Genomic DNA, 6,425 nt, shown 5'->3' on the forward strand with positions numbered 1-6,425 from the left:
AGCAAGCCAGCCTGATCCGCCGCTACATCATCTGGCGCAACTCCCACGCCACCGACCCACGACTCCGCAAAGTCCTCAAACGAGCCGCAATCATCAAGAGGGCCAAGGTTGCCTGACGCGGTACTAGCGCCGGTCGCGGAAGAAGCCGTCGAGCAGGGCGGCGCAGTCGTCGGCCAGGACGCCGGAGGTCACCCGCGGGCGATGGTTGAGTCGCGGGTCGCGCACGACGTCCCACAGCGAGGCGACCGCGCCGGCCTTCTCGTCGAACGCGCCGAAGACCAGATGGTCGATCCGGCTGGCGACGACGGCCCCGGCGCACATGGTGCACGGCTCGAGCGTGACGACCAGCGTGCAGCCGCTCAAGCGCCACTCCCCGATCGTCTCCGCGGCCCTGCGGATCGCCACGATCTCGGCGTGCGCCGTCGGATCGCCGTGCAGTTCGCGTTCGTTACCTCCGCGACCCAGCACCTGTCCGTCGGGTCCCAGCACCACGGCCCCGATCGGCACGTCGCCGTGCCGGCCCGCCGCGACCGCCTCGGCGAGCGCCAGGCGCATCGCCGGGTGCCAGCGGGTGGCCACTAGTCGTCGAAGGCCTCGACGGCGGCGTCGAACTCGGCCCGGATCTTCAGCTTGGACGCGATGCGGCCGAGGAGCACGTCGGAGTCCTCGTCGTAGTCCGTGGCGATCGACTCCATCTCGAACGCACGCAGCCCGCTGGCGGCGTACATACCGAGGTCCCCGAGCGGCGCCGGGTCGGCGTCCTCGTCCGGGGGCTCCTCGCCCAGGTAGTCGACGACGTCGCGGGCGATGGGCCAGTCCGTGGCCGCCGTGGCGTCGGAGAGCAGCACCTCGACGGTGCGGCCGCGCACGCGGCAGATCACGAAGAACTCCCCGGCGACGGACACCCACCCGTCGGCGCCCGAGTCCCCGGGCAGCCGGCTCAGCTGGGTGATCAGCTCGTCGAGGTCGTTGGCGAGGTCGACATCCAACGGGACCGCGACGGCCCGGCCGTCCTCGCGGTAGAGAGCGATGACGAGATCGACCTCGTCCTCGGTGGCGTCCTCCAGATCGTCGTACTCGTCGTAATCGTCGTCGGAGTCCTCCGGCTCGTCGGAGTCGTCGTCCACGCTGTTGAGGTCGAAGGGCTCAGCGTCCTCGTCAAACACGTCCACGGCTCACTCCTTTCGGTCGGTGCCCGTCCATCCTTGCATGACTGGCCAGGCGACACACCCTCGGGCCGGGATCTCACCGGCCCGCTTCGCCGCCTGAGGAGGATGTGGGACGCTTAGCGTCGTGGAACTCTGCGTCGTCACTCACCCCCTCGTCGATCACAAGCTCACGGTCCTGCGGAACAAGCACACGGAGCAGCCGGTGTTCCGGCGGCTCGTGGAGGAGCTCGTGACGCTGCTGGCCTACGAGGCCACCCGCGGGGTGCGCATCACCGAGACCCGGATCGAGACGCCGGTGACGGCGACGACGGGCGTCAAGCTGGCCCAGCCGGCGCCGCTGGTGGTGCCGATCCTGCGCGCCGGGCTCGGGATGCTCGACGGAATGCTGCGCCTCATGCCCACCGCCGAGGTCGGCTTCCTGGGCATGATCCGCGACGAGGAGACGCTCCAGCCGGTCACCTACGCGGAGCGCCTGCCGAAGGATCTGTCCGGGCGCCAGTGCTACGTCCTGGACCCGATGCTGGCCACCGGCGGCTCACTCGGCGGAGCGGTGCAGTACCTCGTCGACCGCGGCGCCGACGACATCACCTGCATCTGCCTGCTGGCCGCCCCCGAAGGGATCGAGAAGCTGAACCGGCTCCTGGCCGATCTCGACGTGCCCTGCACGCTGGTGGTCGCGGCCGTTGACGAGCGCCTCAACGAGCACGGCTACATCGTGCCCGGTCTCGGCGATGCCGGCGACCGCCTGTACGGCCTGGCCGACTGACGGCCTTCGGGGCCCACGGCCGGGGCGGGTGCCGCGCCCCGGGAGCCGTCGGATACCGTGACCGGATGGCTGGTCTGACGGCGGGCTGGGTGCCGAAGCAACACGGGGCGTGGGCGATGATCCTCGTGCCCTACCTCGCCGGCCTCGTCATGGCCCGCGACGCCCGCCCGCTGGGCCCCGGGGACCTCACGCTGGGACTCACCTGGTTACTCGGCTACTTCGCCTACAACGCCGCGACCCTCACCCTCAAGGCGCCGGCGCAGCGCCGCACCCGCTACACACCTGCGCTGGTCGTCTACGCGGTGGCGGCCGGTGTCTCGGGGCTCGTGACGCTCGCCCTCACCGGGCCGGTGCTCCTGTGGTGGGCGCCGGCCTACGCGGTCCTGGTCACCTGGGCGCTGTACCTCGCCGCGTCTCGGCGTGAGCGGTCGCTGCAGTCGGGCGTGCTCACCGTCGTCGCGTCCTGCGGACTGATGGCGGTGCTTCAGCCGTGGGGGGCCGACGACCCCACCCGATGGCGCGACGTGGCCATGATGGTGGTGCTGACCGCGTACTTCGTGGGAACGGTCCTACACGTCAAGGCACTCATCCGCGAACGCAACGACCCGGCCTCGGCCGTGCGGTCGCAGGCGTATCACGCGGCCGTGGCGCTCGTGACGGTCGCGGCGGTGGGCGCCGGTTGGCTGGGATGGTGGTGGCTGACCTGGGCCGCGGCGCTGGTCGCGAGGTCGTTCTGGATGCCGCGCGCGCGGCGCCGCCCCGCCCAGATCGGCGTGATGGAGATTCTGCTGTCCGCCTGGGCGCTGACCCTGGTGCTCCTGGGCTGAGCGCCCGGAACCTCAGTAGTAGTAGGGGAACTTCGACCAGTCGGGCGCGCGCTTCTCGAGGAACGAGTCGCGGCCCTCGACGGCCTCGTCGGTCATGTACGCCAGCCGAGTGGTCTCCCCCGCGAACACCTGCTGGCCAATGAGCCCGTCGTCGATGGCGTTGAAGGCGAACTTCAGCATGCGCTGCGCCGTTGGCGACTTGCCGCAGATCTTCGCGGCCCATTCCAGGCCCATGTCCTCGAGCTCCGCGTGCGGCGCCACGCGGTTGACCATGCCCATCCGGTGGGCGTCCTCGGCGTCGTGGACGTCGCCCAGGAAGAAGATCTCGCGCGCGAACTTCTGGCCCACCTGGCGGGCCAGATAGGCCGAGCCGAACCCGGCGTCGAAGGAGCCGACGTCGGCGTCGGTCTGCTTGAACATCGCGTGCTCCCGCGACGCCAACGTGAGGTCCGCGACGACGTGCAGCGAGTGTCCGCCCCCGGCGGCCCACCCGTTGACCAGCGCGATGACCACCTTCGGCATGAACCGGATCAGGCGCTGCACCTCGAGGATGTGGAGCCGCCCGAGCTTGGCCGCGTCGACCGTCTCGGAGGTCTCCCCCTCCGCGTACTGATACCCCGCGCGTCCCCGGATGCGCTGGTCCCCGCCGGAGCAGAACGCCCAGCCGCCGTCCTTCGGCGACGGGCCGTTGCCTGTCAGCAGGACGCAGCCGACATCCGACGACATGCGCGCGTGGTCCAGAGCGCGGTACAGCTCGTCGACGGTGTGCGGACGGAACGCGTTGCGCACCTCCGGCCGGTCGAACGCGATCCGCACCGCCGGCACGTCCTTGGCGCGGTGGTAGGTGATGTCGGTGAACTCGAAGCCGGCGACCGGCTCCCAGAGCTCGGGGCGGAACGGGTTGTCGGTGGTCATGGCAGGCACCCTAGTAGCCGGGGCCCCGTAGCGCTTCCCCCACCCGGTCCGGGAAGTTGGTGATGATCGCGTCGACGCCGAGCCCCGCCAGCCACAGCGCGTCCTCGTCCTTGTTGACCGTCCAGGCATGGATCTTGATCCCCGCCTCATGGCACAGCCAGACGAAGTTCGGCTGCTGCAACGCCAGGTAGTGCGGGTGGATCGCCCCGGCGCCGAACGACGCCGCGTACTTCCACGGGTCGTAGATGCCGTCCGAGAGCAGCACCCCGAGCCGATCCGGGGCCACGCGCCCGCGCAGGTTGGCCAGGGAGAAGTGGTTGAACGACGAGATGATGACCTGGTCGAGCATGCCGGCGTCCTGCACGATGCGCAGCACGTCGTCCTCGAGCCCCGGGTACAGGACGACGGTGTTCTTCAGCTCGATGTTGACCGTCTTCCCGGTGCCGCGGAAGAGGTCGAGCACCTCACGCAGCGTCGGAATCTTCACGTTGCGGCGGCCCGCGAAGCGGTTGGAGAAATCGCACTGGCGCAGCTGCTCGAAGGACTGGTCGACGACCTTCCCGACGCCGTTCGACGTGCGGTTGAGCGTCTCGTCGTGGATGACCACCACCTGCCCGTCCGCCGAGCGCTGCACGTCGAGTTCGACGCCGTCGGCGCCCATCTGCAGAGCCATCTCGAAGGCGGGCAGGGTGTTCTCCGGAGCGTAGGCGCTCGCGCCGCGGTGGGCCCAGATTGCTGTCACCGGGCGATTCTCCCACGACGGGGCCGGGCTCGGCATCCCGAGCGGGCCGGCCCGCGTCGCCGGATCAGGAGAAGCGGACGATGTTGTTGAACACCCACGTGCGCTGCCAGGCGTAGCGCCACGTGCCGCTGGACGTCTGGGACGAGGTGATCACGTCGGCCAGAATGTAGGCCCGGCACCCTCCGGCGCCGGTCGTCGCAGTGTCGCACTCGGCCTTCCACTCGCGACCGTCGGAGGTCCAGGTGAAGGTCTTGGGACCCGGCGTGCCGTAGCCGCCGAGCGGGTTCGTCGCCCACATGGACCTGGGGCTCGGCAGGTAGGTCATGTTGTTGAAGGTCCAGTCGCTCGTCTTGACGAACTTGCCGCTCACCACCTTGACCGTTGAGGCCCAGATGTCGGTGAAGCACCGGGTGGTGCCGGAGTACGGCTCACACCTCGTCCGCCACTGGCGGCCGTTGTAGTCGTGGGTGCCCTCGGTGGTGTAGACGTCCGGCACCCAGGTCGCCTTGACGATCGTCGAGGGGTAGGTCTTGCCGTCGGCGGCGGTCACGACGGCGCGCACGCTCCAGGTCCCGGCCTCCGCCTGGCCCACGGCGAGTTGCAGCGCGAACGTCCCCGACGAGGAGACAGTCCCGGCGGCGTGGTCCTGCCACACACCGTCGACGAGGACCTGCGCCACGACGGGGCGACCGACGTAGCCGGCTGCGGATCCGCGCAGCTGGGTGGTCTGGGTCACCATGACGGTGGTGACGGGCTGAACGAGGACCCGGCCGATGCGCTCGAGCACGAACTCAGCACTCGTCAACTGCCCTTGGACAGCGGCCGCCACCACACGGTACGTGACCTTGCCGGCCGTCGACTTCGCGTGGTCGAGCGGCAGGGAGAACTGGCCGCGCGAGCCGGCCGCGGCCGACGTCACGGTGGTCCAGCCCTCGGCGGTCAACGCCTGCACCTGGATCTCCCGGCCGGCGCCGTCGGGACTGAGCAGGCCGGTGACGATGGCGGTGGCGTCGGTGAATGCCTTCAGCTGCGGCCGGATGGCCAGCTCGCTCGGGGCGGTCGACGGCGGGGTGATGTTGTACTGGTAGAGGTTGTACTTGGTCATGATGTTGATGACCTTGTTCGCGTACTGCGGGTCCGTCGCGTATCCGCCCCGGTGCACCTCGACGATGAAGCGGTCCGGGTTGTCCTTGTACAGGAACGCCTTGGCGTAGCGCGATAGGCGACTGAGGAAGTAGCCGTGGTCGATGAACGACAGCTCGGGGGTGTCGTACTTCCGGAACTTCGCCACCGTCGTGTACGGGTTGCCGTTGGAGTCGTACTCGGTGGTCGAGACGCTGTAGCAGCCGTTCTGGTACGGGCTGACGGTGGAGGAGCACTTGATCCCGAACCAGTTGTTCGCGTTCTTGGTCAGTCCCGACTCCCCCATGCCCGACTCGAGCATGGCCTGCGCCATCGCCACCGAGGCGGGGACACCGTGCGCCTTCTCCTCGGCCTGCGCCCAGGCGGCGGTCTTCGCGATGAACGTTGCGGCGTCGAGGGCCACGGCCGGGCGTGCCTGAGGCAGTAGCACCGCCAGCATGGCGAGGGCGACGAGGGCCCGGACAAGGATGCGTGGGGAAGGCATGGCGACATTCAACCTTGTGGGCCCCCGGTCTGACCACCGCAAGCTGAGGGGGAGGTTGAGGTCTGACGGCGGCGGCGACCTCGGGGGGATAAAGAATCAGGCGCCGGGGTAAACCCGGCGCCTGATCCCAGCGCGCTCGGAGGGACTCGAACCCCCAACCTTCTGATCCGTAGTCAGATGCTCTATCCGTTGAGCCACGAGCGCTGGCCCCCGAAACTATACGCGACCCCGGCGGGATGGGCAAAACGGCGCGTTGACTCATCGAAGATGCCCGCGTAGCTGGAGTCGTTGACTCATCTGAAGATGCCCGCGTGGGTCAGACTCGGGGATGGAGTTGACGATGGCGACACGTAGAGCGGTCACGCAGGCTCAGCTGGCG

7 protein-coding genes and 1 tRNA gene are annotated in these 6,425 nt (G+C 69.3%); 2 read left to right on the forward strand and 6 right to left on the reverse strand.

From position 1 onward, the window contains the following. Positions 1-123 precede the first annotated feature (123 nt). Together tadA and ACFQPD_RS09925 are read right to left on the reverse strand one after the other, a co-directional pair. Positions 124-555: a tRNA adenosine(34) deaminase TadA gene (tadA, locus tag ACFQPD_RS09920; protein ID WP_068751765.1), complete on the reverse strand. Its 432-nt coding sequence runs from the start codon at positions 553-555 to the stop codon at positions 124-126. Between the two features lie 23 nt (positions 556-578). Beyond that, positions 579-1,172, reverse strand: a complete 594-nt coding sequence (locus ACFQPD_RS09925; RefSeq protein ID WP_068751694.1) for a tRNA adenosine deaminase-associated protein — start codon at positions 1,170-1,172, stop codon at positions 579-581. Between the two features lie 121 nt (positions 1,173-1,293). Between ACFQPD_RS09925 and upp the strand changes: the two genes are divergently transcribed. Next, entirely contained in the window at positions 1,294-1,935 is a 642-nt protein-coding gene (gene upp, locus ACFQPD_RS09930; RefSeq protein ID WP_068751695.1) for a uracil phosphoribosyltransferase, read from the forward strand. Between the two features lie 65 nt (positions 1,936-2,000). Beyond that, positions 2,001-2,762: a YwiC-like family protein gene (locus ACFQPD_RS09935; RefSeq protein WP_385900462.1), complete on the forward strand. Its 762-nt coding sequence runs from the start codon at positions 2,001-2,003 to the stop codon at positions 2,760-2,762. Between the two features lie 12 nt (positions 2,763-2,774). Here the strand turns inward: ACFQPD_RS09935 and ACFQPD_RS09940 are convergent, their stop codons facing one another. The 4 genes from ACFQPD_RS09940 to ACFQPD_RS09955 form a co-directional block, all read right to left on the reverse strand. Next, positions 2,775-3,677, reverse strand: a complete 903-nt coding sequence (locus tag ACFQPD_RS09940; RefSeq protein WP_385900464.1) for a 1,4-dihydroxy-2-naphthoyl-CoA synthase — start codon at positions 3,675-3,677, stop codon at positions 2,775-2,777. A gap of 10 nt (positions 3,678-3,687) precedes the next feature. Then, positions 3,688-4,419, reverse strand: a complete 732-nt coding sequence (locus tag ACFQPD_RS09945) for a glycerophosphodiester phosphodiesterase (RefSeq protein ID WP_385900465.1) — start codon at positions 4,417-4,419, stop codon at positions 3,688-3,690. Positions 4,420-4,483: 64 nt separating this feature from the next. Beyond that, positions 4,484-6,046 (reverse strand): glucosaminidase domain-containing protein, encoded by a 1,563-nt coding sequence (locus ACFQPD_RS09950; protein WP_385900467.1) that lies wholly within the window; start codon positions 6,044-6,046, stop codon positions 4,484-4,486. A 131-nt stretch (positions 6,047-6,177) separates the two neighbouring features. After that, positions 6,178-6,250: transfer RNA gene (locus tag ACFQPD_RS09955), tRNA-Arg, on the reverse strand. Positions 6,251-6,425 lie beyond the last annotated feature (175 nt).

The organism is Tessaracoccus sp. O5.2 (assembly GCF_964266725.1).
GTDB lineage: Bacteria > Actinomycetota > Actinomycetes > Propionibacteriales > Propionibacteriaceae > Arachnia > Arachnia lapidicapta.

Excerpts from the sequence above, each read along its gene's own strand:
- tadA (WP_068751765.1), bottom strand. The coding sequence starts at position 555 with ATGCGCCTGGCGCTCGCCGAGGCGGTCGCGGCGGGCCGGCACGGCGAC.
- ACFQPD_RS09935 (WP_385900462.1), top strand. The coding sequence starts at position 2,001 with ATGGCTGGTCTGACGGCGGGCTGGGTGCCGAAGCAACACGGGGCGTGG.
- ACFQPD_RS09940 (WP_385900464.1), bottom strand. The coding sequence starts at position 3,677 with ATGACCACCGACAACCCGTTCCGCCCCGAGCTCTGGGAGCCGGTCGCC.
- ACFQPD_RS09950 (WP_385900467.1), bottom strand. The coding sequence starts at position 6,046 with ATGCCTTCCCCACGCATCCTTGTCCGGGCCCTCGTCGCCCTCGCCATG.